This is a genomic window from Subdoligranulum sp. APC924/74, from assembly GCF_003324125.1.
Lineage (GTDB): Bacteria > Bacillota > Clostridia > Oscillospirales > Ruminococcaceae > Gemmiger > Gemmiger qucibialis.
Window position 1 is genome coordinate 129,949 of sequence record NZ_PSQF01000001.1, and the last position, 22,095, is coordinate 152,043.

At 43.2% G+C, this 22,095-nt stretch carries 29 protein-coding genes and 1 pseudogene; 24 read left to right on the plus strand and 6 right to left on the minus strand.

The window, feature by feature from the left end:
• Nucleotides 1-144: 144 nt before the first annotated feature.
• Entirely contained in the window at nt 145-486 is a 342-nt protein-coding gene (locus C4885_RS00615) for a helix-turn-helix domain-containing protein (protein WP_113998562.1), read from the minus strand.
• Nucleotides 487-736: 250 nt separating this feature from the next.
• On the opposite strand from C4885_RS00615, the gene C4885_RS00620 reads away from it, so the two are divergent.
• The 7 genes and pseudogenes from C4885_RS00620 to C4885_RS00650 form a co-directional block, all read left to right on the plus strand.
• Nucleotides 737-1,714, plus strand: a complete 978-nt coding sequence (locus C4885_RS00620; protein ID WP_113998563.1) for an AAA family ATPase — start codon at nt 737-739, stop codon at nt 1,712-1,714.
• A gap of 10 nt (nt 1,715-1,724) precedes the next feature.
• Entirely contained in the window at nt 1,725-3,563 is a 1,839-nt protein-coding gene (locus C4885_RS00625; RefSeq protein ID WP_158538756.1) for a recombinase family protein, read from the plus strand.
• Nucleotides 3,560-4,261 (plus strand): hypothetical protein, encoded by a 702-nt coding sequence (locus tag C4885_RS00630; RefSeq protein WP_113998565.1) that lies wholly within the window; start codon nt 3,560-3,562, stop codon nt 4,259-4,261. Before C4885_RS00625 ends, C4885_RS00630 begins: the two co-directional genes overlap by 4 nt.
• Before the next feature lie 51 nt (nt 4,262-4,312).
• The gene (locus C4885_RS00635) at nt 4,313-4,708 is read left to right on the plus strand and encodes a hypothetical protein (protein ID WP_118539017.1); all 396 of its coding nucleotides are present in this window, start codon (nt 4,313-4,315) and stop codon (nt 4,706-4,708) included.
• 195 nt (nt 4,709-4,903) lie between these two features.
• Nucleotides 4,904-5,935: a hypothetical protein gene (locus tag C4885_RS00640; RefSeq protein ID WP_113998567.1), complete on the plus strand. Its 1,032-nt coding sequence runs from the start codon at nt 4,904-4,906 to the stop codon at nt 5,933-5,935.
• Nucleotides 5,936-6,054: 119 nt separating this feature from the next.
• Complete coding sequence (locus tag C4885_RS00645; RefSeq protein ID WP_371681609.1) at nt 6,055-6,279, plus strand: glycosyltransferase; 225 nt, start codon at nt 6,055-6,057, stop codon at nt 6,277-6,279.
• A 268-nt stretch (nt 6,280-6,547) separates the two neighbouring features.
• A pseudogene (locus tag C4885_RS00650) lies at nt 6,548-7,114 on the plus strand (NAD(P)-binding protein); the annotation flags it as partial.
• A 62-nt stretch (nt 7,115-7,176) separates the two neighbouring features.
• On the opposite strand, the gene C4885_RS16605 reads toward C4885_RS00650, so the two are convergent.
• On the minus strand, nt 7,177-7,380 hold the full coding sequence (locus C4885_RS16605) for a hypothetical protein (protein ID WP_199488057.1): 204 nt from the start codon (nt 7,378-7,380) through the stop codon (nt 7,177-7,179).
• A 45-nt stretch (nt 7,381-7,425) separates the two neighbouring features.
• Nucleotides 7,426-7,827, minus strand: a complete 402-nt coding sequence (locus tag C4885_RS00655; RefSeq protein WP_097776604.1) for a helix-turn-helix transcriptional regulator — start codon at nt 7,825-7,827, stop codon at nt 7,426-7,428.
• Between the two features lie 282 nt (nt 7,828-8,109).
• Here C4885_RS00655 and C4885_RS00660 point away from each other — a divergent pair, with 282 nt between their 5' ends.
• From C4885_RS00660 to C4885_RS00690, 6 genes are all read left to right on the plus strand, one after another.
• Nucleotides 8,110-8,316: a hypothetical protein gene (locus C4885_RS00660; protein WP_097776605.1), complete on the plus strand. Its 207-nt coding sequence runs from the start codon at nt 8,110-8,112 to the stop codon at nt 8,314-8,316.
• A 427-nt stretch (nt 8,317-8,743) separates the two neighbouring features.
• On the plus strand, nt 8,744-9,382 hold the full coding sequence (locus C4885_RS00665; protein WP_147237710.1) for an ECF-type sigma factor: 639 nt from the start codon (nt 8,744-8,746) through the stop codon (nt 9,380-9,382).
• A 394-nt stretch (nt 9,383-9,776) separates the two neighbouring features.
• On the plus strand, nt 9,777-10,205 hold the full coding sequence (locus C4885_RS00670) for a replication initiator protein A (protein ID WP_113998569.1): 429 nt from the start codon (nt 9,777-9,779) through the stop codon (nt 10,203-10,205).
• Between the two features lie 209 nt (nt 10,206-10,414).
• Complete coding sequence (locus tag C4885_RS00680) at nt 10,415-11,008, plus strand: hypothetical protein (RefSeq protein WP_113998570.1); 594 nt, start codon at nt 10,415-10,417, stop codon at nt 11,006-11,008.
• Nucleotides 11,009-11,021: 13 nt separating this feature from the next.
• Complete coding sequence (locus C4885_RS00685; RefSeq protein ID WP_113998571.1) at nt 11,022-11,219, plus strand: hypothetical protein; 198 nt, start codon at nt 11,022-11,024, stop codon at nt 11,217-11,219.
• Nucleotides 11,220-11,352: 133 nt separating this feature from the next.
• Complete coding sequence (locus C4885_RS00690) at nt 11,353-11,589, plus strand: hypothetical protein (RefSeq protein ID WP_242979413.1); 237 nt, start codon at nt 11,353-11,355, stop codon at nt 11,587-11,589.
• Nucleotides 11,590-11,658: 69 nt separating this feature from the next.
• On the opposite strand, the gene C4885_RS00695 is transcribed toward C4885_RS00690, so the two are convergent.
• Together C4885_RS00695 and C4885_RS00700 are read right to left on the minus strand one after the other, a co-directional pair.
• Nucleotides 11,659-12,213: an ImmA/IrrE family metallo-endopeptidase gene (locus C4885_RS00695; protein WP_158538757.1), complete on the minus strand. Its 555-nt coding sequence runs from the start codon at nt 12,211-12,213 to the stop codon at nt 11,659-11,661.
• Between the two features lie 45 nt (nt 12,214-12,258).
• Nucleotides 12,259-12,660, minus strand: coding sequence for a helix-turn-helix transcriptional regulator (locus C4885_RS00700; protein ID WP_113998573.1), 402 nt, complete (start codon nt 12,658-12,660; stop codon nt 12,259-12,261).
• Nucleotides 12,661-12,953: 293 nt separating this feature from the next.
• Between C4885_RS00700 and C4885_RS00705 the strand changes: the two genes are divergently transcribed.
• The 11 genes from C4885_RS00705 to C4885_RS00750 all read left to right on the plus strand — a co-directional run bounded on the left by C4885_RS00705 (nt 12,954) and on the right by C4885_RS00750 (nt 20,398).
• The gene (locus C4885_RS00705) at nt 12,954-13,160 is read left to right on the plus strand and encodes a hypothetical protein (RefSeq protein ID WP_113998574.1); all 207 of its coding nucleotides are present in this window, start codon (nt 12,954-12,956) and stop codon (nt 13,158-13,160) included.
• A gap of 484 nt (nt 13,161-13,644) precedes the next feature.
• Nucleotides 13,645-13,899 (plus strand): hypothetical protein, encoded by a 255-nt coding sequence (locus tag C4885_RS00710; protein WP_113998575.1) that lies wholly within the window; start codon nt 13,645-13,647, stop codon nt 13,897-13,899.
• Nucleotides 13,900-14,106: 207 nt separating this feature from the next.
• Nucleotides 14,107-14,358: a helix-turn-helix transcriptional regulator gene (locus C4885_RS00715; RefSeq protein ID WP_113998664.1), complete on the plus strand. Its 252-nt coding sequence runs from the start codon at nt 14,107-14,109 to the stop codon at nt 14,356-14,358.
• A 37-nt stretch (nt 14,359-14,395) separates the two neighbouring features.
• A complete protein-coding gene (locus C4885_RS16895) occupies nt 14,396-14,536 on the plus strand; it encodes a type I restriction endonuclease (protein ID WP_242979419.1) in 141 nt (46 codons plus the stop codon).
• A 12-nt stretch (nt 14,537-14,548) separates the two neighbouring features.
• Nucleotides 14,549-14,962, plus strand: coding sequence for a DEAD/DEAH box helicase family protein (locus tag C4885_RS16900; RefSeq protein WP_242979420.1), 414 nt, complete (start codon nt 14,549-14,551; stop codon nt 14,960-14,962).
• A gap of 13 nt (nt 14,963-14,975) precedes the next feature.
• Nucleotides 14,976-15,656: a GTP pyrophosphokinase family protein gene (locus C4885_RS00725; protein ID WP_113998576.1), complete on the plus strand. Its 681-nt coding sequence runs from the start codon at nt 14,976-14,978 to the stop codon at nt 15,654-15,656.
• A gap of 36 nt (nt 15,657-15,692) precedes the next feature.
• Complete coding sequence (gene cls, locus C4885_RS00730; protein ID WP_113998577.1) at nt 15,693-17,252, plus strand: cardiolipin synthase; 1,560 nt, start codon at nt 15,693-15,695, stop codon at nt 17,250-17,252.
• A gap of 498 nt (nt 17,253-17,750) precedes the next feature.
• Nucleotides 17,751-18,215, plus strand: a complete 465-nt coding sequence (locus C4885_RS00735; RefSeq protein ID WP_147237713.1) for a DUF4316 domain-containing protein — start codon at nt 17,751-17,753, stop codon at nt 18,213-18,215.
• A gap of 165 nt (nt 18,216-18,380) precedes the next feature.
• Nucleotides 18,381-18,758: a helix-turn-helix domain-containing protein gene (locus C4885_RS00740; protein ID WP_113998665.1), complete on the plus strand. Its 378-nt coding sequence runs from the start codon at nt 18,381-18,383 to the stop codon at nt 18,756-18,758.
• Nucleotides 18,758-19,576 carry an ImmA/IrrE family metallo-endopeptidase gene (locus C4885_RS00745; protein WP_113998579.1) on the plus strand — a complete coding sequence of 273 codons (819 nt, stop codon included), beginning with the start codon at nt 18,758-18,760 and terminating at the stop codon, nt 19,574-19,576. The genes C4885_RS00740 and C4885_RS00745 overlap by 1 nt, the downstream gene beginning before the upstream one ends.
• Nucleotides 19,577-19,594: 18 nt before the next feature.
• Complete coding sequence (locus tag C4885_RS00750; RefSeq protein WP_113998580.1) at nt 19,595-20,398, plus strand: hypothetical protein; 804 nt, start codon at nt 19,595-19,597, stop codon at nt 20,396-20,398.
• Between the two features lie 84 nt (nt 20,399-20,482).
• Here C4885_RS00750 and C4885_RS00755 read toward each other — a convergent pair whose 3' ends face one another.
• Nucleotides 20,483-21,973, minus strand: coding sequence for a relaxase/mobilization nuclease domain-containing protein (locus C4885_RS00755; RefSeq protein WP_242979422.1), 1,491 nt, complete (start codon nt 21,971-21,973; stop codon nt 20,483-20,485).
• Nucleotides 21,974-22,095: the final 122 nt, after the last annotated feature.

Sequence of the window (22,095 nt, forward strand, 5' to 3'; positions counted from 1 at the left end):
TCGTAAATCTTCTCGATCAGGCGGGCATTTCATTCCGTAGGAATGACTTTGACCGCATAAGCCACAGACAGCACCCCGGTGTAATCCGAAGTGCAGCTGTGTCTTATGCGGGCTTTTTTGTTATATGATCAGCGGGCTACAAAATCAGATTCCCAAACCGTACAGTATGGCTTTCATCTCTCTTACCATCCGAGTGAGAATTTCCTGTTCGATTTCATTGCAGTCCAAGAGAAGACGGTGAATTTCGGAATTTGAGGTTGAAGTCGAGTGCATCAAACTATCTACCAGCAAATCATCAGTCGATACGTCAAGAGCATTGGCAATATCAACCAGTGCATCAAGACTTGGGCGTTTGATAGCGGATTCGATTACGCTAATATGTTTTCGTGTCATGTTAAGCTGCTCTCCAAGGGCCTCTTGCGTGATACCAGCTTGTTTTCGGGCATTTGAGATGCGCTTGCCCAAAGCTTTATAATCAGTAGCCATGTGCTTTTCTCCTTATGATTCCCCGCATAAGGCAGTACAATTATCTCGCATGATGGTAGGCAGAGCAACTCTATATCAAAGGTTCTAAGACCGCAAAGGGACACACTGCTAGCTGCTCTGTGGTCTTAGGCTGTTTTGCTACCTACTGGGTAGCAAAAGGCAACTCATGCTACCTGATGGGTAGCAGTCAAAACGCAACGAATGCTTTATAATAGAGGTAGGAAAAGACTGCAAATAGGAAGGAAAGACGATGGCGGACAAGGTAGAAAAAAGAATTCTTACATTATATAGTGATGTGCAGGCAACTTCTGTTCACTGGTTGTGGTATCCATTCATTGCAGTGGGAAAGATAACATTGCTACAAGGCGATCCCGGCGATGGAAAGTCAACCATGATGATGAATCTGATTGCGGAACTTTCTAAGGGTGGGAAAACACCGGATGGAAAGCCTATTGGGACGCCGCAGAGGGTTATCTACCAGTGTTCGGAAGATGGAGTATCAGATACCATTAAACCCAGACTGGAAAGATGTGGCGCAGATTGTAGAAAAGTAGCTTTTATCAATGAAGAAACATACAGTGGTCTAACACTGGATGATGAGCGTATCCGTCAGGCAATCATTGAATTTCGCCCACGGCTTGTAGTTATAGACCCGATTCAGGCGTATTTAGGAAGTGATTCTGACCTCCAGATTGCAGGGAGAGCCAGAAAACTGATGCAGCGTCTCGGAATGTGGGCTTCAGTATATGATTGTGCCATTGTGCTGATTGGTCATCTCAATAAGAAAGAGGGAACGAAAGGTTTGTACCGAAGCCTTGGCAGCATAGATGTGGTTGCTGCTGCGCGAAGTGTTTTGCAGGTGGAGCGTGACCAGAAAGATACAGATATTCGTATTGTTCGGCAGATAAAAAACAGTTTGGCTCCGTCTGATGGAGAAATTCGGTTTTCTATAACAGCGGAGATGGGTTTTCAATGGTTGGAGTGCAAGAGCACATTCGTTTCATCGGAACAACCGAAAGTGCCGGAATTTGAGTCAAAAACAGAAAAGGCAGCATATCTGATAAAAAAGTTGCTTTCTGATGGCGATATGAGAGCAAGAGAAATCTATATGCGGATGAAAGATGAAGGAATCAGCCGCAGAACCGCAGAAAATACGAAGAAAGAACTCGGTATCCGAAGTTATCGGAAGATGCGACAGTGGTATTGGAGCATCCATACGGGAGAATGAGGAAAAGCACATGATTACCGGTGAAGTAGAAGCAGTAGACCGTAAGCAAAAAATCAGAGACCGCTATAAGGGCGTAGATATATCGGAATTGGAAGTCATTCCCGCCAAAATCATAGAGGATTTGGAAACAAGTTCTGTGATTCGGCGTGTGGCAGCATATATCCGTGTTTCCACGGATAATGATGAACAGACTTCTTCGTATGAACTTCAGAAAAACTATTATACGGATTATATTCAGGCACAGCCGGGATGGGTATTTGTTGGAATCTATGCGGATGAGGGCATCAGCGGCACATCTCTGGAACACCGAAAAGGGATGCAGCAGTTGATTGAGGACTGCAAGGCAGGCAAGATTGACCTTGTTCTTACAAAATCCATTGCCCGTTTTGCTCGAAATATCGTTGACTGCCTTTCTGTGATTGAACTTCTGAAAAATCTGAATCCGCCTGTGGGTGTGAAATTTGAAGCAGATAATATCTATACGCTGGACAGCAATGGACGCATGATTCTGACGATTCTGGCATCTGTGGCAGAGGAAGAATCGCATTCCAAATCTATCATTATGAACTGGTCGATTGATCGGCGGTTCAGCCGTGGCCTGTTCCTGACCCCTGCATTGCTTGGATACGATAAAGACGAGGAAGGCAACCTTGTAATTAACCCGGAGGAAGCACAGACGGTAAAGGTGATTTACTACCTGTACCTGAATGGATATTCGCTTACGGAGATTGCAACTCTTTTGATGGAGTATAGCCGTAAGACGAAGTTGGGACGTGTGGAGTGGAATCCCGGTACACTTGCAGGTGTTCTGGCAAATGAGCGCCATTGTGGTGATGTACTGGCAAGAAAGACCTTTACACCGAACTTTTTGACGCATAAATCAAAGAAAAACAACAATGATCGGACACAGTACAGGCAGAAGAATCACCATGAAGCCATTGTTTCCAGAGAAGTTTTTAATGCAGCCAATCATCTGCGGGCATCCCGCAATTATTCAAAGAAAAACAGACCCTTGCCCGTGTTGAGCGTGGTTGAAGATGGGATTTTGCGAGGATATGTGCCTTTTGATAAGGATTGGACAGGTTTTTCGGCAGAAGAATACAGGGAAGCCTCTGAAAGCGTGATGAAAGAACCGGATGTCACTGTTACTGCGGATGTGAAAAAGCGTCTTGATCTGACGGGCTATGAAATAGTCAGGGTACAGTATTTTTCTACTATGCAGAATCCGGCTATGACGATTTCTAATGGACGATTGCGCTTTAACACCGCTTGCTTGAAAAAGTTTGAAAATGTTGAATATGTGGAGCTGCTGCTAAATTCTGTTGAACGCTGCATTGCCATTCGCCCCTGTGACAAGAATAATCCAAACGCGATCCGTTGGGGCAGACTGAAAGAGGGACGTTGGTGTGCAAGCACTTTGGGCTGTCGTGGACTTGCAAAGACTTTATTTGACATTATGGAATGGGATGAGGATTTGCGTTATCGGTTCCGTGGCCAGTTTTTGGAGCAGGGCGATAACAAAATGATGCTGTTCGCATTTGATGAGCCTGAAATGATTAAGGTGGAAGAAATCGTTCTGCCTCCAAAGGAAAACACCGAAGAAGATGAGGGCGAAACGGTCAAAAAGAAGATTTACATTTTTCCACCAGAGTGGGCTGGAACATTTGGACAGCCGATTACAAGTATAGCACAGGTGGGTATCTTACGGCAGGAGCATTATGCCGGAAACTGGGATGTATTTCGTCCTGCGACGGAGATAGAGGAAATGAACATATTTACGGCAGAAAGTCTAAATGAGTTGCTCCGTGAAGCGGAGAAGATAATGGAAGGATGGACTGATTATAGATGAATGAAGAAAACACAACAATCATGCCGCCAGAGAAGCAGATTGTGCAGGATGATAGAGACGCACGGGCGGAAGAACTGGAAAGTGCCTTTTCGTATGATGGCTACCAGGTCGTGCGAAAGGAATTGTTTGCCCATCTGCGTGACCCGGCAATCGTGATTCGTAAAGATAGTATCACATTCAATACAGCCTGTATCACAGGGCTGGAGGATGTGGTCTACGTTCATGTCATGTTCAACAATGATTTGAAGCGTATCGTTGTTCGTGGGTGTGATGAAAATGACAAGGACGCTCTGCGTTGGTGCGTGGCAAAACCGGATAAGCGCAAAAGCCGGAAGATGTCCTGCAAGCCATTTGCGACTTTAGTTTATCAGAAAATGGGATGGGACAGCGAGTGCCGATATAAAATGCTGGGGTACAGGATTACCTTTGAGGGTGAAACTCTGTATGTTTTTGATCTGCTTGTGCCAGAAATTTTTCATGAAGGACAGAGAAAAAAGAACGCAGTCGATTCGCAGGATAATGCTGCGTCAACAAAACCTGTGAACAGCCGAAAGGGATTTTACCTGGATGATATTGTGGGAACTTTTGGTGTGCCTGTGGAAGAACACCGGAAAGAATCTGAAGTCAAGCAAATGGATGGGTATGTGTCAATGGGGATTCTGACAGGAAAGATTGCTCCTGAAGCTGGAAAGGACTAATTGACAGGTTGTACAAGGGGAGGGTCTGTCCATTTGTGGGAGGTGAGCAATATGCAAAAAACAGAACAGAAAACGGAGCAACAGGCAGGACTTGGCATGAGTTTCTGCGAGGAAGAGGGACGAATCACGGTCTTCAGAAAAACGCTGGAAGCGTTAGAATGGCCGTCACACTATCGGTTTCTGTATAATCGTAAAATGAAACAGATAGCTGTACAGGCGTGTGGAGCAGAAGAATCAGGAGCGCATCGTGTGGGAAAACCAGACGAATCTAATAGCGGCGAAATCAAGTGTATGGCATTGGTTCGCATGATTTACGGGGATTCTGGGTGGGACAAGAAAATGTCCTATCGGCTGATCGGAAGAGCTTTTCCACAGCAGCGACTTGTTTCGTTTAAGATAACGGATGCGATGCAGATAGAAAACGGGAGAGTACTGACTGAAATGTGAATCTCACATTAGTGGGTTCTGAAATAATTAGTTGCCTATGATATAACAGTGGCGAAGAATGCAATAATATGGACAACTCCGTGCAAGGAAAGTTTACAGTTGGTTGCTTGATATGGGCGGTGAATTATGGTAAGATGGAAGTACGATAGGAGAGTTTACGCTCTTGTTGAATCTACTGCGAGGAAGTGAATGCCGATGGAAAAACAAGGCACGGTGGAAAATCAGCTTGCCCACACGATAGATCAGACAGAGTATGATTCGAGGTATGACAGAACAGCGAAAAAGCTGTTGGCAAACAAACAGATTCTGGCACAGATCATGAAAGGCTGTGTGAATGAATACAGCGATTGCACCGTAGATGATATTGTTGAGAAATACATCGAGGGAACCCCGGAGGTTGGCTCTGTTGGTGTTCATGTCGATGATACGAACAGACCCAAAAAGTCAACAGATGTAATCAAGGGTAGTAACAACGAGGACTCTACGCTGACCGAGGGAACATTGTTCTACGATGTTCGCTTTGATGCAATCGCACCGAAATCTGCGGACAGTGCAGAACAGGAAGAAGTCATTCGTCTGATTATCAATGTGGAAGCACAGACAAAATTCAAGCCGGGATACCCATTGACGAAACGGGCAATCTATTATTGTAGCAGAATGATTTCTGCACAGCACGGTCCGATTTTTACAAAATCTGAATATGGGAAGATTCGTAAGGTCTACTCCATCTGGATTTGTACTCAGCCGTCAGATGGTTTTGAAAATACGCTTACCCGGTACTCCATCAAACCCGAACAGTTGATTGGAGAAGCGCAGGAAGAAACCGAAAACTACGATTTGATGAGTGTCGTAATGATTTGTTTAGGCAAGCCAGGGACGGAGAATCATAAGGGAATCCTGAAATTTATGGAAGTGCTGTTATCTTCCACAAGATCAGGTTCGGAGAAAAAGAAGATTCTGGAAGAAGAGTTTGGCGTTGCAATGAGCGAAGAACTGGAAAGAGAGGTGCTTGAAGTGTGCAATCTTAGTCAAGGCGTAAGAGCCGAAGGCCGTGAAGAAGGCCGTCAGGAAGGCAGAATCGAAGGCATCGGAATTGGCGAGATTCGGATGCTGGTTCAGCTTGTTCGAGAGGGTGATTTACCGCTGGAGCGTGCTGCGGCAAAAGCAAAGATGACAGTTGAGCAGTTTAAGGAAACAATGGAGAACACCCCATTACAGGCAGTGTGAAAATAAAATAGCATAAGATAACGGATAGCCCTACAAGGCCCTGATGATTCAAAGAATTGTCAGAAAAGCCTTGTGGGGCTTATTTTTTTGCTTTTTTTGAGAATTTTTTTGTCCCTATCTTGACATCAGGGGGACTTGCGGCGGTAAGCGCCTCATTCTTCGCGGCTCTTTACAGTGCGTTTGGAAAATACGATGTAGTACATATTCATGCCGAAGGACCGGCTTTTTTCTGTTGGCTTCCGAAATTGTTTGGGAAGCGTGTTGTCGTTACCATTCATGGGGAGTGTGAAATAATATGGGCAACCAGAGAAAAGCCTGATTTCATGCGGGTTTACGCGGCTTGACCTTTTCACCTCAACCTGTTTCTGCCTGTCATGGTGCGTTACAGCAAGCGTGATTTCAGGTGCTAATGGCTTCTGGTTGCGCTCTATACTTAACCCACCACAGCGAAAGCTGATAGAGCAGAAAACAGAATAAGGAGGTACGAAGGCGAGCCTGCGTATAGATTGCTGCGGTGATCTGTATACAGGCATGTTGTCGTGCAATATGTACATAGATACAAAAATTACCTTTCAGGGGGATAGGGTCCGATAAGGACCGGAGGAGTATATTATGGAAAAATTTGATTATTTAGTAGTAGGTTCTGGACTTTATGGAGCTATTTTTGCACACGAGGCCAAGGCTCATGGAAAATCTGTTTTAGTAGTAGACAAACGTCCAAATATTGCGGGTAATATTTACACGGAAAATGTCGAGGGCATCAATGTCCATAAATACGGAGCACATATTTTCCACACTAACAACAAAAACGTCTGGAATTACATTACGCAGTTTGCTGAGTTCAACCGCTTTACCAACAGCCCTGTGGCTAATTACAAGGGAGAACTGTACTCACTTCCGTTCAATATGTACACATTCAACAAAATGTGGGGTGTTGTGACACCGGAGGAGGCTGCCTCTAAGATTGAGGAACAGCGCAAGGAGATTACTGGTGAGCCGCAGAACTTGGAAGAGCAGGCCATCTCCCTCGTCGGTCGGGACATTTACGAGAAGCTCATCAAGGGCTACACCGAGAAGCAGTGGGGACGCGACTGCAAAGAGTTGCCGTCTTTTATTATTAAGCGTCTTCCAGTTCGTCTGACTTTTGATAACAACTATTTCAATGCACTTTATCAGGGACATGAAATGTATTGGCATTCTGTGCAGAACCAATCGTACGCCTAGTGCTGACAGATAAATGGCTACCATGCGTTCCGTTCTTGCGCATTTTCTGCATTACTTACATGTTCTATCCAATCCATACCGCAAAGCAACCCTAACATATCTTTAATGCGGGATGTTTCACTGATGTCCAGACTGCAACTGCGCGCGATCTGTTTGATGTTGCGAGTTCCGACATTTTGGACAAGTTCGTTGGCAGCTCGGTAGATAAATGCAGAATCCATAATGTGATCTCCTTCCGGGGATGGCATAGTGAATGGAACAGTGATTTACAGGTTCATGATTCGTTCCTTTTCTCGCTTTTGTTCTCGGTACTTAAAATAGGCTTTGTGCATTTCATACATGATGCCGTCCATATCCTGCGGGGTCAAATCTCCGCTTGCAAATAGCTCAGTAAGCTCAAATGCGAGATGCTGGGCTTCTATTTTGCCCTTTTTTCCGTAGGCTTCGGCGGCACGTTCGATAAATAAAGACTGATCCGGCTGTAAATAGGTCAGAGGTACATGGAATATATCGGCCATCTTTTCAAGCATTTCAATACTGCGAGGGTAGCGGCCATCACGCTCCCATCCGATGATCGTTCTTTTGTTGATACCCAGACATTGTGCCAATTCGTCCTGTGTTAAAGAATGCTTCTTTCGTAGATCGCGAACTTTCTCTCCAAATTTCATGTTTGCAACCTTTCTATGGCGTAGTTATCGTGCTGTAACAATGTACAAAGGAATTTGTAAATATTCAATCTGAAAGATGCAACGAATTTTCACATTTTCCTCTTGACACGGCGGCACGACTTGCTTATAATATATGCTATATTCTATCATCTTTTGGATTATTATACCGTAAAAATCGTAAATATGCAAGCCGAAAAAGGTGAAAAAAGAGCGGAAGTTCAAAGGTGAAATTGAATAGAAGAAAAAAGAAACCTAAACCAACACAAAGGAGGCCGTGAGAAGATGAGCAACGGAGAACATGAAATCCGCACCCCAAAGGGGCTGCGGATTGGGAATCGCAGTGTCGTTGATGGAAAGAATATGCTTCAGATCAAGCGTGGTGGCTGTGAAGATTATATTTCTGCTGAATCTCTGGTGGAGTGTATTCACGGCCTTCCCGTGAAGAGTATCGAATTTTTCACAGCAGAGAACCAACGGAAAGAAGCCTGAAGCAGAGTGCTTCATCGACACTGAAAGCGCAGAGGTGGAATCTTAGGCGGCACCTGGTTAGCCGACCAGCTCCATCAGACGTTCTTTTGGGTCTACAATATAATATCTGTTTGTTAGAGCGATACCGTAGCAATATGTGATATAGGCCGGGACAGAATGAGCGAATGCAGCGCAGTAGTGCGCCTGTGAGTAACTCATCCTGTTCCGGTTTTTTTAATTTTTTTCAAAAACACCTTGCGAAATGCCCTTCCAGCAATTCTATATATGAGAGACTAAACATCACACCTTAAAAGTGAATCATGAAATAGCGATGCAGTAGGAGAAGTCTTAGACTTCCCGTTCAAAAAAAACGGGTAAGTCTGGGACAACTTTTGCTGCATTTTTTGTTTCAGACCGCCCGCAGCCAAAAGGCAGAAAGGTGGACATTATGATGACATTCAAGGATCTGAAAAAGCTTGTTGAACTCCCTTCGTACAAGGAACAGCGTGTTCCAACCGTGAAGGCACTTGAGGTATCTGGTGTGCCAGTGGTTACCGAAAAGGTCTTGGAAAATCATGGCAGCATCAATGTCTACCAGAACGGTTATGTGATCTACCGGGCGCACAAGAGGGTGACAGTTTTTTCTCTTCGCGACTGTGTACATTATAAATATGATGCAGCAGAAGGGGCGGGACATCACATTGAGGAAGAGGAATTTGATGAATACGAGTGGCACATCCGGCTTGTTCTGGAAGGAGAGGATCGTATTTTCATGAACTACGAGATCATTCAGGGAAAATGGATGCCATCCCGTGAGGACAGGGAGTATAAGGAAGAAATCCTGGAGGGAGTCGATGACGCAGTCAGTACACTGGAAAGAATGATAAGTGAGGAAAGAGTGGAAGAACTGCTCTCTACTTTGACTGATTTGCAGAGAAAAGTCGTTCACATCCACCTATTCCATGGTCTTTCTTTTACAGAGGCGGCAAAACACCTTGGCATGACCCGCCAGAATCTTACCGGAATTTATAACGCAGCAATTTACAAGATACAGAAAAAGCACTTCCGGGCACTGTGCAGTTGCTAACATATTATACATAATCAAAAGATGAGCCGTCCAATCACAGAAAACAATCTGAATTGGGCGGCTCAAAAATTTTTTTGAGTTTTTTTCAAAAACACCTTGCGAAATGACCTTTCTCCGATTCTAAGGATGAGAGGACAATACAAAACCTCTCACCGGAACCTTGAAAATTGAATAAGCCATCCCAGAGAGATACTTCTGATACTGAATGTGCATCCTGCGTGTCTTGTCAGAGAAAACGCCGCTGAAATATGGGGCAGGAACGGGCTGGGGCAGAATGGCAAAGCTCAAATAACAGCAGATACAATGCGGCGGAGTGTCGCAAGATGCTCCGTCGTAGGAATGTACTGTTATTTATAATAGTGCAAATCCAGCAGGAAGGAGGTGATGAATCTACATGAAGTACCCGTATTTCAGAGGTCTGGAAGCAGACCGATACAGTTTCTACCGTGTGCCGAAAGCACTCATCAAGGTAGACCTGTTTGAAAAGATGTCTGGCGATGCAAAGCTGCTTTATGCAGTCTTGCTGGATCGGATGAATCTCTCGCTTAAAAATGGCTGGCAGGACGAGAATGGAAATGCCTACATCATCTGTACGATAGATGAAATCATGGATTCGATTCGATGTGCCAGACAAAAAGCGGTCAAACTGCTGGACGAGCTGGAACACGAATACCAGCTTATTGAGCGGCGCAGGCAGGGCTTGGGAAAGCCGAACCTGCTCTATGTGAAAGACCTCTATGCGGGACTTTCACAATCGAACTACTGGAAGTATGAAAATCAAACTTCGCTTGGGAACATTCCAGCTATCAGATATCTTCTATAACACAGTCGGCGGAGTGCTTGGTGGAATAATGTATTGTGCGGTGATGAAGGCAAGAAAACGTCTGTAAAATTGGATGAAATTGTGATATACTGGGAGTGGTAGCTCCCTGCGCTGCTCGTAATAATCACACACCTCTTCGTGGTGAGCAGCAGGCAACGATCTTATGGTCGGCGAAGATGTGAAGATGCAATGGTGATAAGATGTGAAACATGATTAGATATAATGTAAAAGTAAATGACCAAATATATCAGGTGGATTTAGAGAGAGACACAACAATACACGATGCTGAAAGTACAGAATCAAGTGCAGATATCTGTTTTGAGGCAATAAAGGCGGAATATGATTATTGTGTTACAAGAGCGGAAAAACTAGAAAACAAGGTATACATTTTATTAGCTGCTTGCGCATTTGTGTTTGCTTTATTAACAACGCAAATTGAAAAGGCAGGAAAATTAGATGTGCCTCAAAGTGGGTCTGAATTGTTAGGAATAATTATATATACAATCTTACTTGTTGTGGCTGTTATAAGTAATGTTGGAATGCTTGTTATGACCGTTAGTTTATTGAAGAGTGTGAGATTTGAAAGATTGGATGCTGGATTACTATTAACAGAAGGAATTCCAGATGAAAAAGACACAACAGCAGTGAGATTTATTGGAAGGCTTTATGTTCAACATACATCGAAGAACAATGCAGTATTAGAAAAAGGCTATACCGCATTTAATAGGTGCGTTAATGCATTCTGCGTGAGTATTGTTGCTTTGATTGCGTTAGCGATTATTAGTATTTTTTTGGGATTATAAGGGGAAAAGTAATATGCCAGATAGAGAAGATATGAAGAGCATACTTGAAGCATGTAGAAAAACTGGACCAATGGATGAGCGTTTGGTTCGGGGTACAGCGGAATCGAGTCCTAGGAATAGCGAAGAGTATCATGCAGATGCCATGCGGGGTACAAATTATCTTCAGTTCTCGTATGATGGAAATGAAAATAAAGGTAACGATAACGAGTAATCTTTTAATATTTTGAAGAAGGAAAGAGGTTATCACGATGCCCAGAACGAAAGGCAGCAAAAACCGTCCAAAAACCAATACCACCAATGACTACGCATCTTAGATCGCGGAGAAGCAGGAATCTATTGTTTCCTTGACTGCTGAGATTGCATCCATCACCGCCAACATTGACACTTTAAAGGCTGACCTGAAAGAGAAGAAGACTGCTTTGAAGAAGGCCGAAAAAGAAGTGGCCACTCTGGAAGCAAAGAAGGCAAAGGCAGATGCTAAGGCTGCAGAAGAAGCAAAGAAAGCAGAAGCGGAATCCGTTCTGAAGAAATTGCTTGCCGAAGGCATGAGTGCCGATGAAATCCTCGCTAAACTGAAATAACAGAAAACCCGTAATGAACGCTCATTGTGGCTTGTTCATTACGGGTTTTAGGATTATATGAACATAAGGTCATCCGGCGGCAACATCAAACTGAAAATGTGCCGGAAGGTTGAGATTTTTGATAAACGCATGGTGCTGGGCGTGGTAGTGCCGTAGATCGTACCCCAGATGATGCAGTTCAAGAAGCTTCACCAAGACCAGATTGATATGAATGCGTTTGGCAGTGGCAATCTGAGCAGCATTCATCTTGCGTTTCGTCATCTGATAGACTTCCTCACTGTCCAGCATCAGGTGGGATGCAAAAGCATTCGGCTCATAAAGACAGATCTCCTTATCTGTAATCGCCAGAGATTTATTCAGCGTGTGCAAGTCCATAAGAATCTGATGCTCCAGATAATGCCCCAGAGCGTACCCGCAGACCATCTGCTTTGTCTGCGAATCAAGATGACTGTTGATAAGTATCAATGGCTTATCAAAGTGGAGTGAAAGAAAACCCAGCACATCTTTGAAGCGAGGTGTTTCAAGGATGTCCAGGCTGCAGCTTCGCGCAATCCGTTTGATGTTGCGGGTGCCGGTATTTTGGACGAGGTCATTGGCTGCTTGGTAAATAAGAATGGAATCCATAATGTGCTCTCCTTTCGAGGATGGCATAGTGAATGGAACGGGATTTTACAGGCTCAATATTCGGTTCTTTTCTCGTTCTTGCTCGCGGTACTTAAAATAGGCTTTGTGCATTTCATACATGATGCCGTCCATATCCTGCGCGGTCAACTCTCCGCTGGCAAAAAGCTCAGTAAGCTCGAATGCGAGATGCTGGGCTTCTATTTTACCCTTTTTTCCGTAGGTTGCTGCAGCGCGTTCAATGAATAAAGACTGATCCGGTTGTATGTAGGTCAGAGGCACATGGAATATATCGGCCATTTTTTCAAGTATTTCAACATTGCGAGGATAGCGACCATCACGTTCCCATCCGATGACTGTTCGTTTGCTGACACCCAGACACTTTGCCAATTCGTCCTGTGTTAAGGAATGCTTCTTTCGTAAATCACGAACTTTCTCTCCAAATCTCATGTTTGCAACCTTTCTATGGAGCAGTTATCGTACTGTAACAATGTGCAACGGAATTTGTAAATATTCAATTCAGAATGTGCAATAAGATTTCACATTTTCCTCTTGACACCGCAACACTACTTGCATATAATATATGCTATATTCTTTCAACTTTTATGGCTATTATACTGGAAAATGCGTAAATATGCAAGTGAAAAAGATGAAATTCAAGAAAAGTTCAGAAAAGTCCATAAGTTGAAATCGAATGAACGAAAAGGTGAAATACAAACCAGAAAAAGGAGGCCGTGAAAAAGATGAGTAATGGAGAACATGAAATCCGCACTCCGAAGGGATTGCGGATTGGAAATCGAAGTGTCGTTGATGGGAAAAATATGCTTCAGATCAAGCGTGGAGGCTGTGAAGATTACATTTCTGCTGAATCTCTGGTGGAGCGCATTCACGGCCTGCCCGTGAAGAGTATCGAGTTTATCACAGAGGAGGATCAGCGAAAAGACGCCTGAAGCAGAATCCTTCATCGGACACTGAGAGTGCGGAGGTGGAATTTTAGGAGGCACTTAGTTAGCCGATCAGCTCCATCAGATGTTCTTTTGGGTCTACAATATAATATCTGTTTGTTTAGAGCGATACCGTAGCAGTATGTGATATTGGCCGGAACAGAATGAACGAATGCAGCGCAGAAGTGCGCCTGCAAGTAGTTCATCCTGTTCCGGCCTTTTTTGTTTTTCAAAAAAATTTTTAAAACTGTATTCCAAAATGCCCCTGCGGATTCCTATTAGTATAGGGACTTCCCAAAAGTAGAAAGCAGCAAGAGGAATCTTAGATTCCCGTTTTAAAAAACGGGTGAATCTGAGACGATTTTTGCTGCTTTTTCAGTTCACCCGGAGCCGAACGGCAGAAAGGTGGACAAAATGCTTACATTGAAAAAGGTCAAAGAACTGGTAGAACATCGTTGTACTGTGGATTGTACGCCTACTTGCGTTGCCAGTGATTGCGCTGCTGTATGCGGCGGGATTTGTACTTAATCTTCTGTATGGTATCTGCGGCAGTATTGGTATGATTCTTGCCGGGCTGGGCGGCTTTGCGGCTTTCCTTGCACTGTTAGATGGCAGCTATGCACAGGCGGCAGCTTCGGCGCTTGTGGCGCTGCTGTTATGCCTGTTTGCAGCACCGATGCTGCTATCGCTGGCAGGAAGTGCCTTGATTGTCACTGCAGCAGCATTATTTGCTTGGCTGTTCTGAAAACAGAATATGACGATGAACCGCTGTCGGCTGCACAGCGGTTTTTCTTTTTCAGATAGCATTCAAGAAGTTATAAAGTCGGGATAGTAATGGAAGAAACTGAAATTGAAGATTATTTTGCCGATTGCTTTGCTAAACTTTCGCACACTCTTGCGAGGTGCGGCAATGAATGGTATAATCATAATAAAGTATACGCAGGAGGGCGTCATGGCTGTTTCGTATAATCGTTTATGGAAACTATTAGTCGATAGAAAAATGAGCAAAGCCGATTTGCGGAAAGCCTCCGGCGTTGCACCGAACACAATGACTAAACTCCGCAGAGATGAAGAAGTCACGCTTACAGTCCTTGGAAAAATATGCAGCACACTTAATGTCGATTACGGTGACATTATGGAGTATATAGACGAAAGGGATGACGAAGAACATGACCCCGGAAGAAAAGGCGCGTCTTGCGATTGATGAAAAGCTGAATCAATCCGGCTGGGTGATTTAAGACATGAAACGGCTGAATCTCTCCGCTTCTCTTGGTGTGGCTGTTCGTGAGTTCCCCACCAGTACGGGTGAGGTCGATTATGCCCTTTTTGTTGATGGTAAGCCCGTGGGCGTAGTCGAAGCCAAGCGCGAAGAAGCCGGATAGCATATCACGGACGTGGAAGTGCAGTCGGGCCGCTATGCCAACAGCACCTTCAAATGGATAAAGAACGAGTATGCCATTCGGTTTGCCTATGAAGCAACGGACAAAATCATTCGTTTTACCGATTATAAGGACATCAAGTATCGTTCCAGAACAGTATTCTCGTTCCACCGCCCGGAAACGCTGCGGGATTTGCTAAGGCAGCCCGATACCATTCGGAACAATATGAAGCACTTCCCGCCGCTGGACACCAACGGCTTCCGTAAGTGCCAGATTAACGCCATCAACAACTTGGATCAGTCCTTCGCGGATAACCGCCCCAAGGCACTGGTACAGATGGCAACAGGTGCGGGCAAGACCTTTACCGCGATAACGGCTGCTTACCGTCTGCTGAAGTATGGCAATGTTTTGAAATCAGGGATGAGGTAGAAAGGAAAGTTCCATGACAAAAGATGAAGTAACAAAACTCAGGATGAACAGTCCGGAATCACTACAGTTTTTAAATAATGCTACAAAATTTTATAATTTAATGATGATGTATCGTTGTGCTATTCGGGAGATACAAACTAAGCTTGAGGTTTTGGATGATGAATTTTCAGTTGAGAACAATCGAAATCCTATTTCTTTTATAAAAACAAGAATTAAGAAGCCCAATAGTATTTACAATAAACTGCAGAAGATGGGATATGAATTTACAACAGAAAATATACAGACATATCTCAATGATGTAGCAGGCGTTCGAATAGTTTGTGCGTTTATTGACGATATTTATATGATATCAGATTTGATTACCAAACAGGATGATATTAAAGTTATTGAAATAAAAGATTATATAAAAAATCCAAAATCGAATGGTTATCGAAGCTATCATATGATTGTTGAAATACCAGTATTTTTTGCTAAGGGTAAAACACCTATGCGTGTAGAATTACAGATTCGAACCAATGGTATGGATTTCTGGGCAACGTTGGAACATCAACTTCGCTATAAAAAAGGAATTGAAGAAATGCCTGGCTATGATGAGATAAGTGAAGAATTACTTCATTCTGCAAGAGCTATCATTGAAGCAGATAATGAAATGCAGAGAATAAAAGACAAAATTGGTATGTTCCACGAAATTTAAGCAGAAATTTGATCGAGTAGAAAGGTTGGAATATATATGAAACAAGATACTTTAGAAGGAAAAGCGAAAACAAAAAACGGAGTAAAACGATTGTGTTTTTCCATAGTCTGCATTCTTCTAGAAGTAGTTTTTATTATTACTATTGTAACACGCTTAAATGAATATGCAGAAATCATAAATCTATTTACAAGGATTTTAAGTGGAATTTTAGTTTTGGGATTGTATGCATCAGATAAGACATCTTCCATGAAAATGCCTTGGGTTATATTAATTTTAATTTTCCCAATTATGGGTGTAGGCCTATATTTATTGATTGGTTTGAATGGCGGCACACATAAAATGCGTGAGCGATATGCAGAAATTGATAGCAAATTGTTACCAATGCTTTCCGATAATCAGGAGTGCTTAAACAGAATAAACGAAACGATTCCGAAGGCAGGAAATATTGCAAGTTATATACAAAGAAATTCGCAGTATCCAATCTATCAGAATACGGATATTGTGTATTTTGATGAAGCAGTGAAAGGATTAGAGGCACAGCTTAAGGATTTGGAGAAAGCACAAAAGTTTATCTTTATGGAATATCATGCGATAGAAGACGCTGAAGCATGGCATAAGATTCAAGATGTTCTGGAAGAGCGAGTAAAAGCAGGTGTGGAAGTTAGAGTATTCTACGATGATATGGGTTCTATAGGCTTTATTAACACAGATTTTGTGAAAAAAATGGAGGCAATAGGAATTCATTGCCGTGTATTCAATCCGTTTATGCCAGGTTTAAATCTGTTTTTGAACAATCGTGATCATAGAAAAATAACAGTTATTGATGGAAAAGTCGGATTTACAGGTGGATATAATCTAGCAAACGAATATTTTAATTACACACACCCGTATGGACAGTGGAAAGATACAGGTATTCGTTTAGAAGGAGATGCTGTTCAGTCGCTTACAGTGACATTTTTAGAAATGTGGAATGCTGTTAGTGAAAAAGCTACGAATGATACTGATTTTAGTAAATACATTATTCATTACGATTATAAAGCACAGCAAACAGGTTTTGTTCAGCCTTATGCAGACAGTCCTATGGATAATGAGCAGGTCGGAGAAGAAGTTTATATCAGTATGATAAATAAAGCTGAAAAATATTGTTGGTTTATGACTCCATATCTAATCATAACAGATGAAATGACGCATGCGTTATGTCTGGCTGCTAAGCGAGGGGTAGACGTAAGAATTATCACACCTGGTATCCCTGATAAAAAATTCATTTATAATGTAACTCGTTCTTTTTATCATGGATTAGTTAAACATGGTGTTCGTGTTTATGAGTGGACTCCTGGTTTCTGTCATGCAAAAATGAGTGTGGCAGATGACTGTATGGCAACTTGTGGAACAATTAATTTGGATTATCGAAGTTTATATCACCATTTTGAAAACGGCTGTTTTATGGCAGATTGTCAGGCAGTTGTGGAAATAAAAAATGATCTGATAAGAACGATGGCAGAATGTCGTGATGTGACAGACCAATATCAAACCGGACGAAGTGCATATTTGCGACTGGGACAATTATTTATGAGATTATTTGCTGGATTGCTATAAGAATCTGATGAAACGACCTTTCAAAAAACAGTTGATTTAGAAGTTAACTGTTTTTGAAAGGCCGTTTTTGCTATATCTAACAGTCTGTTGTACAAAGAAGATTTTGCATGGATGAAAAAACAAACCTTGTTGAGGTTAAATTGAGTTTTCCATTGTATTGTATTGCTAATGAATAAGAATAAGAAAAAGAACAGACAATGCTGAATGCTCTGGAAACAAGAATATCTGAGTATAGTATGTAAGTTCGTAACAGAATGAAAGGAGCGATTCAAATGAGCAATTTGGAAAATTATATGAAACAGCAAGCAATTTTTTGTGAACAAAATGATAGCATTAGTAAGAATCTGTATTTAATGATTCAAAATCAGAAAATTTGGTGTCAGTGACGTTATTGCAATCACAGCGGCAGGAAAGACCGCATTTTACTATGTGGACAAAGAAGCACTGGTAAAGTTCAACGGCTTTCTGGCACCAAAAGCTGAGGGCAGCTACCTGATTTTGAATGAGGGTGGCTATCAGATAGAAGGCCAAACAGATACATGGAAAGTCATTGACGAAAAGAATGTGCAGGAGCAAAGATTTGTGCAGCTTGTCTGTGAACAGACAAAAAAGCAAAAACCGGACATTGTTCTCCACGACAGCGGAGTTTTGGTGGCGCAGACAATTTACGGATTTGACAGTTCGGTTATGAAGAAAATCGAAAAGTTTCTTCGAGAACAAAAGCCGGAACTGCTGCATCATCAGAAGTTTTTGGAGAATGGCACTGCAGAACGTGCCAAAGAATCCGGCACAGAGCAGAATTACAACATGATTGATGGCTGTGTCAACAATAATCCGAAGAAACCGCGTATCATCGGAAATCGGATTTCAGTCCTTGACCGCCTGCACATCAAACTGGAAGAGCGAAAACAGAAAAGTCAGCCCCAGCAGCAACAGCAGCAGGAAAGAAGCCGGAAAAATTAAAAATCCGATGCAGTGCAGAGTGGTGGTTCCATAAAAAGAGCCACCACTCTTATTTTGTAACCGAAACGGAAACAAAATATTATGAAACTCAAAAATAGTTTCCAAATGATTGATATTCTTGGCGAGAGAGCGTATAATATAAGTACAAGAATAGGAGGCGATTATATGCTGGATGTAAATATGATAATTGCAAACAACATTCAGGCTGAACTGAAAAAAGAAAACAAAAAGCAAGTTGATCTGGCAGAAGGAATTGGAGTCTCCAAGCAGACAATGAGCAAAATCATGAATGGTGCAAGAGCAATCAACGCGATTGAACTTCATAAAATTTCTGAATACCTTCATGTGTCGATGGATTCTCTGATGAAGATGCCGGAAAAGCCGATGGACACAAATGTAATCCATGCGTTTATGGGGCGTGTTAAAACTGAGGAAGCAAGAAAGGGAATCCAGCTTGCGGATGAACTGTCCGATATGATTCTGTTCCATACTAGGGTGTGCGAGAATGGCAAAAAGATGGAGCAGCCCTGGGAGGATAAGTGATGAACAATGTTCTGGAAGATAGCCTCTTTGTAAGCCAAAACAGGAAATTTGATGAAATCCAATCCATCGTCAGGCAGTTTTCAGCAGAGTATGTCGGCAATTCCATTATCAAGGACAATATCTTTGCTGTCATACAGAACTATGCCAGAAAGAAAGAGATCGCGCTGGAAATGCTTCGTTATCCGATCCATGACGATGAATTATGGGCGTTGACTTTTTTGAAGCAGGATACGATTTTTGTGTGCGTAAATACAGCACTTCCGCTTTGTAAGCAGTTTTTTGCTGCGGCGCATGAACTGTATCATATCTACTGCTATGTGGAAAATGCAGACCAGAGCTATATAAAAAATGGTTCTATGCTGGATTCGGCAACTGGTGATGAAACAGGAAGAACGCAGGAGGACTTGGAAGCAAACGCCTTTGCAGGACTCCTTCTGATGCCGGATCAACTGCTCCACGAGCAGATTCTGCTGTATGGGCTTGATAAAGATTTGGTTACGGTAGATTCTGTCCTGATGCTTATGGATATGTTTGCTATGCCCTATAAGGCAGTTGTACTGCGTTTGTTTGAAAGCGGGAACATATCTCATCAGCAGGCTGAAAAGCTGCTGGAGGTAGGCTCTGCGGACGTAATGGAAAGAGTATCGCTGACAGGTAAAGCAAAACGCTGGCAGCTCGATGGCAAAGGAACAGAATCTTTTGGCACACTCCTTGAGAAAGTTGAGTATAACAGACAGCATGAGTATCTGACGGAATCCAGAGAAAAAGAAGATGTGGCCTATCTTGCTCAATTGAAAAAAGAGTACGGCTTGGATTGAGGGGGGTGTCAGATCGAAGTGAAAAGATACGCACTGCTGAATACTGACTTCATTTCCAAAACGCACTCTGTTCAAGATGATGGCGGCAATCATTTGATTGATCGGGTCATGGAATTGCCGGGGTATGAGTTCTTTTGTCATGCGCAAATTGTAACGGAACTCAATCGGTATAATGCTGATACGCCAATCTGGTTGAGCGAGAAGATTGGAGCGCAAAAGATAAAAAGCTACACGGATCAGGAAATCCTTGAAAGCCTGTCACTTGTGCGAGGGCCGCTGGCGTGTGCGACTTATACGCAGATGTTAAAATTGGCCTGCGATGCCTTTTCTAAGGATTACTTTTCGGAACATTATCGGGCATTGGAAGAGGCTGATTACACGGTAATATCGAGAGAGGACTATTTGAAAGAGCTTGAACGACTCGATATAGAAGTTGGTAAGAAAAATAACCTTGGGGAAATCAAGTCGTTTGTGCTATTACAGGTCTTGTCGGTGATGCTTGGTGAGCAGATCTATGTGTTCTGCTCCGATGATAAAAATGCTCGGAATGGAGCCACAAATTTTGAAGATGTTCGGTGCATCAGTCTGGTATCAGTATTCTCACGTTTAAAAGAAGAATCAAACTGGACACTTGCCGATGCCGAACCGTACATTGAATCACTCATTGCGTTTTATCAGGATCATCACCAAACCACTTTCCGCGTAATGGAAGCGTCTGAGGTCAGAAGATTGCAACGGATACCATGCAGGCAGGTGTTACAGGAAATCTTTGATGGGAAATTTATTGAACTAAAAAATGGTATGCTGCGGTACAAGCAGTAAGTGAAACGAATAGCCAGCGTATTGTGTGGAATGAACCACATGATACGCTGGCTGTTTTTGCTTTTGGGTGACTTTGAAAGTGGGTTAGAGAGATTGCTCATATTTTCGAGTGCGCTGCTGTTCGTGCTGCTGCACTTCTTGTTCTGCGCCGAGGATGCTGTCTACATTGGCACACACGGTCTGGAGTTCTTTGTGATAATCCTTGAAATAACGGTAAGTATCGTATTGGGCGTCCTTTTGAATCGTAAGCTGCTCTTTTTCTGCCCGGAGGTCTTTCATGGTAGGAAACTTCCCATCAGGCGAGTGCTGCTTCAGAATTTGAAGTGCTTCCTCATATTGGGCAAGTTCGTCCGAGCGAGCTTGACGGAAAATCTTCTTATTCGGGGCTTTTAGAAATTCTCCGTAAATGGATTTTGTGGAGAGATGCTGACCAAGGTAATGAATCTGCTCGTTTGTTTTTTGTAGCTTGCTTTCAGTGAGCTTTGCATCGCCGCGCGCTTTTGCCATTTTGGTATAGATGGCCTCTGCAGTTTCTGAAAGTTTTTCATAAGAGTCATAGCCGTGTTCCTGCACATAGGCAATCGTCCGGGCCATCTGCTGCAGATTGGAAATTTTTACTTTCTGCGCATAAGCGCGGCTCTGCTGGGCTTTTACACAGGTCTGCAAGTCAACCACAAGGCGCAGATCGGACTTGATGAACAGAATAACCATAGGATCATTTGCGCCCCAATGAGGATTGTTCTGCTCTGCGGTCCTTGCATTTTCTGCAAAAATGTGTAGTAGCCTATCACGGTGATAATTAGAGCCGAGGGCGCGGGCAGAGATATACTTTTGTCGGTCGGCAGGCAGATAGCTGAATCGTCCGCGGTGGTCTTTTACTAAAATACCGTATTCTGCCTTCAAGAGTCTTTGAAATTCTTCAAAGGATGTGGCTCGTTCAGCAATGTCAGAAATGGCGTTGCGGACTTTTTCTTTGCCTGTTTCAAAAGTAGTACGCATGGGGGTAATGCCTTCAATCATAAGTTCCATGTTGGCAATGTCCAGATTTTGCTGACCGCGCTGTTTGGCGTAATACTCCTGCGGCGAGATTCTGTCCGCAGCAGGGGAGAGCAGATCGACTTGATGCAGTCCCTCCTGCTGGCAAATGTTCATCAACGATTTCTGTAAGTGCTTCAAATAGTCTTTGGTAAGGTGGTGCTTGTAGCCAGCCTTACAGTCGATAGGCCGCTCGGTGAATGGCTGCGGGTCAACATCAGATTTGCGAAGGCTGTTGATTATGATGTGGGTGTGAATGTTGCCTGTGCCGTTTTTACCATCGGTGTGGGTACAGACCAAAGCCTGATGCCCCGGAAAATTGGCCTTTGCATATTCCATGCCGATGGTCTGCGCCCACTCACCAGTCAGGTTGTGGTCAGTGTTGTCTTTCGGGTCGTGGCTAATAATGTAGTGGTGGCTTTTGATTTCATCGTAAGTGCTGTTCTTGTTATACTCATGATTCAACAGTTCGCATTCAAGGTCAAATGTTTCAGGATCACAGTTCAATCCCTCAAGATAAAATTCATCCCGGAGCATCATATTCCCGTTTTCATCAAGGACGGGAACCAGATGAAATTCATCATAAGAAAACGGGAGAAGAACTATTCTATTGCAGCTACTGCCGTGCTCACAAGGAGAATGGAAAGGAATTGAAAGCTCCG

Excerpts from the sequence above, each read along its gene's own strand:
- C4885_RS00615 (WP_113998562.1), bottom strand. The coding sequence starts at position 486 with ATGGCTACTGATTATAAAGCTTTGGGCAAGCGCATCTCAAATGCCCGA.
- C4885_RS00620 (WP_113998563.1), top strand. The coding sequence starts at position 737 with ATGGCGGACAAGGTAGAAAAAAGAATTCTTACATTATATAGTGATGTG.
- C4885_RS00625 (WP_158538756.1), top strand. The coding sequence starts at position 1,725 with ATGATTACCGGTGAAGTAGAAGCAGTAGACCGTAAGCAAAAAATCAGA.
- C4885_RS00630 (WP_113998565.1), top strand. The coding sequence starts at position 3,560 with ATGAATGAAGAAAACACAACAATCATGCCGCCAGAGAAGCAGATTGTG.
- C4885_RS00635 (WP_118539017.1), top strand. The coding sequence starts at position 4,313 with ATGCAAAAAACAGAACAGAAAACGGAGCAACAGGCAGGACTTGGCATG.
- C4885_RS00640 (WP_113998567.1), top strand. The coding sequence starts at position 4,904 with ATGGAAAAACAAGGCACGGTGGAAAATCAGCTTGCCCACACGATAGAT.
- C4885_RS16605 (WP_199488057.1), bottom strand. The coding sequence starts at position 7,380 with ATGGATTCTGCATTTATCTACCGAGCTGCCAACGAACTTGTCCAAAAT.
- C4885_RS00655 (WP_097776604.1), bottom strand. The coding sequence starts at position 7,827 with ATGAAATTTGGAGAGAAAGTTCGCGATCTACGAAAGAAGCATTCTTTA.
- C4885_RS00660 (WP_097776605.1), top strand. The coding sequence starts at position 8,110 with ATGAGCAACGGAGAACATGAAATCCGCACCCCAAAGGGGCTGCGGATT.
- C4885_RS00665 (WP_147237710.1), top strand. The coding sequence starts at position 8,744 with ATGATGACATTCAAGGATCTGAAAAAGCTTGTTGAACTCCCTTCGTAC.
- C4885_RS00670 (WP_113998569.1), top strand. The coding sequence starts at position 9,777 with ATGAAGTACCCGTATTTCAGAGGTCTGGAAGCAGACCGATACAGTTTC.
- C4885_RS00680 (WP_113998570.1), top strand. The coding sequence starts at position 10,415 with ATGATTAGATATAATGTAAAAGTAAATGACCAAATATATCAGGTGGAT.
- C4885_RS00685 (WP_113998571.1), top strand. The coding sequence starts at position 11,022 with ATGCCAGATAGAGAAGATATGAAGAGCATACTTGAAGCATGTAGAAAA.
- C4885_RS00695 (WP_158538757.1), bottom strand. The coding sequence starts at position 12,213 with ATGGATTCCATTCTTATTTACCAAGCAGCCAATGACCTCGTCCAAAAT.
- C4885_RS00700 (WP_113998573.1), bottom strand. The coding sequence starts at position 12,660 with ATGAGATTTGGAGAGAAAGTTCGTGATTTACGAAAGAAGCATTCCTTA.
- C4885_RS00705 (WP_113998574.1), top strand. The coding sequence starts at position 12,954 with ATGAGTAATGGAGAACATGAAATCCGCACTCCGAAGGGATTGCGGATT.
- C4885_RS00715 (WP_113998664.1), top strand. The coding sequence starts at position 14,107 with ATGGCTGTTTCGTATAATCGTTTATGGAAACTATTAGTCGATAGAAAA.
- C4885_RS16895 (WP_242979419.1), top strand. The coding sequence starts at position 14,396 with ATGAAACGGCTGAATCTCTCCGCTTCTCTTGGTGTGGCTGTTCGTGAG.
- C4885_RS00725 (WP_113998576.1), top strand. The coding sequence starts at position 14,976 with ATGACAAAAGATGAAGTAACAAAACTCAGGATGAACAGTCCGGAATCA.
- cls (WP_113998577.1), top strand. The coding sequence starts at position 15,693 with ATGAAACAAGATACTTTAGAAGGAAAAGCGAAAACAAAAAACGGAGTA.
- C4885_RS00740 (WP_113998665.1), top strand. The coding sequence starts at position 18,381 with ATGCTGGATGTAAATATGATAATTGCAAACAACATTCAGGCTGAACTG.
- C4885_RS00745 (WP_113998579.1), top strand. The coding sequence starts at position 18,758 with ATGAACAATGTTCTGGAAGATAGCCTCTTTGTAAGCCAAAACAGGAAA.
- C4885_RS00755 (WP_242979422.1), bottom strand. The coding sequence starts at position 21,973 with ATGATGCTCCGGGATGAATTTTATCTTGAGGGATTGAACTGTGATCCT.